General features: G+C 70.3%; 7 protein-coding genes. 6 read left to right on the top strand and 1 reads right to left on the bottom strand.

Annotated features, from left to right (window positions below; all coding sequences use genetic code 11):
* Positions 1–254, top strand: a 254-nt coding sequence (locus tag CG471_RS29635) for a hypothetical protein (protein ID WP_257211739.1), incomplete at its 5' end; no start/stop codon positions are given.
* Complete coding sequence (locus CG471_RS29630; protein WP_099234644.1) at positions 251–661, top strand: DUF3168 domain-containing protein; 411 nt, start codon at positions 251–253, stop codon at positions 659–661. The genes CG471_RS29635 and CG471_RS29630, both read left to right, overlap by 4 nt.
* Here CG471_RS29630 and CG471_RS29625 read toward each other — a convergent pair whose 3' ends face one another.
* Positions 662–988: a hypothetical protein gene (locus tag CG471_RS29625; protein ID WP_099234643.1), complete on the bottom strand. Its 327-nt coding sequence runs from the start codon at positions 986–988 to the stop codon at positions 662–664. It abuts the gene before it with no gap.
* A 56-nt stretch (positions 989–1,044) separates the two neighbouring features.
* Here CG471_RS29625 and CG471_RS29620 point away from each other — a divergent pair, with 56 nt between their 5' ends.
* The 4 genes from CG471_RS29620 to CG471_RS29605 all read left to right on the top strand — a co-directional run.
* Complete coding sequence (locus CG471_RS29620; protein WP_004207802.1) at positions 1,045–1,452, top strand: phage tail tube protein; 408 nt, start codon at positions 1,045–1,047, stop codon at positions 1,450–1,452.
* The gene (locus tag CG471_RS29615) at positions 1,449–1,763 is read left to right on the top strand and encodes a GTA-gp10 family protein (protein WP_099234642.1); all 315 of its coding nucleotides are present in this window, start codon (positions 1,449–1,451) and stop codon (positions 1,761–1,763) included. The genes CG471_RS29620 and CG471_RS29615 overlap by 4 nt, the downstream gene beginning before the upstream one ends.
* Positions 1,760–1,981 (top strand): phage tail assembly chaperone, encoded by a 222-nt coding sequence (locus CG471_RS29610; protein WP_373562084.1) that lies wholly within the window; start codon positions 1,760–1,762, stop codon positions 1,979–1,981. The genes CG471_RS29615 and CG471_RS29610 overlap by 4 nt, the downstream gene beginning before the upstream one ends.
* A gap of 24 nt (positions 1,982–2,005) precedes the next feature.
* Positions 2,006–2,469, top strand: a 464-nt coding sequence (locus CG471_RS29605; protein WP_099234641.1) for a tail tape measure protein, incomplete at its 3' end; no start/stop codon positions are given.

The raw sequence follows: 2,469 nt of genomic DNA, 5'->3' as shown, positions 1-2,469 counted from the left end.
GCCGTCGTGAGCGCGCTGTGGCGGCCGTGGCGCAGGAAGCGCCTCTCGTGACGGGCGATGTCATGCGGATGACGCTGACGCGGCGGATGGAGGAACGGGCGACGCGGCGGCGGGCGGCGATTGTCGATGCGCTGGACGCGCAGGGCGTGGCGGCGACGATCGAGGGCGAGGCGGTGCGGGCGTCGGCGCCGGGGCTGAAGGCGCGCTGGATGGCGGACCTCAGCCTGCGCGAGGCGGGAAGGAGCGGGGCATGAGCGCAGAGGTGGCGATACGCAGCGCGGTGATCGCGGCGCTGAAGGCCGATAGCGGCCTGATGGATCGGTTGAACGGCCTGTTCGACGGCGTGCCGGCGCGGGCGAGCGCCCCCTATGGCGTGGTCGGCGAATGTCTGGGCAGCGACTGGGGCGCGAAGGATGTCGAAGGGCGCGAGCTGCGCCTGTCGATCAGCCTGCATGACATGGCGGAGACGGCCGGGCGGCTGGGCGAGCTGCTGGCGCGGATCGACCCGGTCATCCGCCTGGCGCGGGCCAGCGGCTGGCGGATCGTCACCGCCAGCCTGTTGCGGTCGCGGATCGCCCGGACGGGCGCGCGCGGCGAAGGCGGCTGGCTGGCGGTGGCGGATTACCGCATTCGCGTGGTGCGCGAGGCTATCGGCACCTGATCAGGTGCCGGGCTTATTATATTCCTCATATTCGCCGACGATCTTGTCGACATATTCGGACACCTGATCGTCGGCATCGGCCTGCGCATCCTTGTCCGACATGCCGTCGGCCTTGTCCTGCGCGAGGATCGCGGCGCGGAAGGCCGCTTCCTTGTCGGCGCAGGTCTTTTTGAGCTGACCCTGAAATTCGCCGAGCGGCACCTTCTTGTCGAGCGAGGGCTGGACCTGGGCCGAGAGGCAGCCGGCAAAAGCCTTGCGAGCGGCGCCGATGGCGTCGGCCGACGGCGCGGCCGCGAGCAGCATCACAAGGGGAGCAACCACGAGCATCAGACCTCTCCTTTAATCCGCGTTTTAGAACGCTTTGTCTGACGGGAGAATGCGCCATGGGCGTCGAAAAAGGAAGTGCGTTTCTGTTGAAGGTGGGAAATGGCAACGTCCCGGCAACATATGAGACGGTGGCCGGCATGCGCACCACCCAGCTGTCGGTGAATGGCGAGGCGGTCAACATCACCAGCAAGGATTCGGGCGGCTGGCGCGAGCTGCTGTCGGGCGCGGGGGTGCGATCGGTCAGCGTGTCGGCGGCCGGCATCTTCACCGGATCGGCGGCCGAAATCCGGGTGCGCAACCATGCGCTGGCCGGCACGATCGAAGATTATGAGCTGAGTTTCGAGAGTGGCGAGCGGATGCGCGGCCGCTTCCTGGTCACGCGGCTCGACTATGCCGGCGACTATAATGGCGAGCGCAACTATGCGCTGAGCCTGGAAAGCAGCGGCGCGGTGGTGAGCGAATGAGCGGCGGGGCGGTAAACCCCGTGCGGGGGGAAGCGGCGCTGGACCTGGGCGGCGAGACGCTGGCGCTGCGGCCGAGCTTTGCCGCTTTGGTGGCGGCGGAGGAGGAACTGGGGCCGCTGTTCGCGCTGGTCGAGCGAGCGGCGGACGGAAAGCTGACGCTGGCCGAACTGGTCGGGCTGTTCTGGCATTGCCTGGTCGATCGCGAGGGGCTGAGCCGGGAGGCGCTGGGCGAGGCGCTGCTGGCGGCGGGCCTCGCAAGGGCGACGCCGGTGCTGAAGGCGATATTGCAACAGATATTGGCGGGGCGATGACGCGCTTTGCGGGAGGCGAAGTGATGCGCTTCGCGCAGGGGGCTGGGCGGCTGGCGGGGATCGCCGGCTGGCTGCTGGGGTGGCGGCCGGACGAGTTCTGGCGCGCCACCCCGGCGGAACTGCGCGCCGTGCTGGCGGCGATGCGCGGCGAGGACGCGCCGATCGACGGGGTGGATGCGGGCGCGCTGGCGCGGCTGATGCAGGCGATGCCGGACTGATCAGATCAGAAAATGGGGAGCGCCATGGACGAGGACATCGAGACATTGGTGGTGCGGGTGCGGGCCGATACGCAGGGGCTGGCCCGCGATGTCGAGGCGATGCGCGCGGGGCTGGAAGGGCCGCTGGGCGATGGCGCCGACCGGGCGGGGCGGCGGATCGAGCAGGGGCTGTTGCGCGCGGTGCGCACCGGCAAGTTCGGCTTCGAGGATCTGCGGCGGATCGCCCTGTCGGTGCTGGACGAGATTGCGGCGAGTTCGCTGCGGTCGGCCGTGGGTGGCAGCGGTGGCAGCGGGGGCGGACTGGTGCAACTGGGGGCGTCGCTGCTGACCAGCGCGCTGGGCCTGCCGGGGCGGGCGACCGGCGGGCCGGTGGCGCCGGGACGCGCCTATATGGTGGGCGAGCGCGGGCCGGAACTCTTCGTGCCGACGGCGAGCGGGCAGGTGGTGCCGGGCGGTGGCGGCGGGCGCGACGTGCGGGTGAACATCGC

It is taken from the genome of Sphingobium sp. IP1 (genome assembly GCF_002708645.1).
GTDB lineage: Bacteria > Pseudomonadota > Alphaproteobacteria > Sphingomonadales > Sphingomonadaceae > Sphingobium > Sphingobium yanoikuyae.
This window is presented reverse-complemented; position numbering and strand designations above follow the sequence as displayed.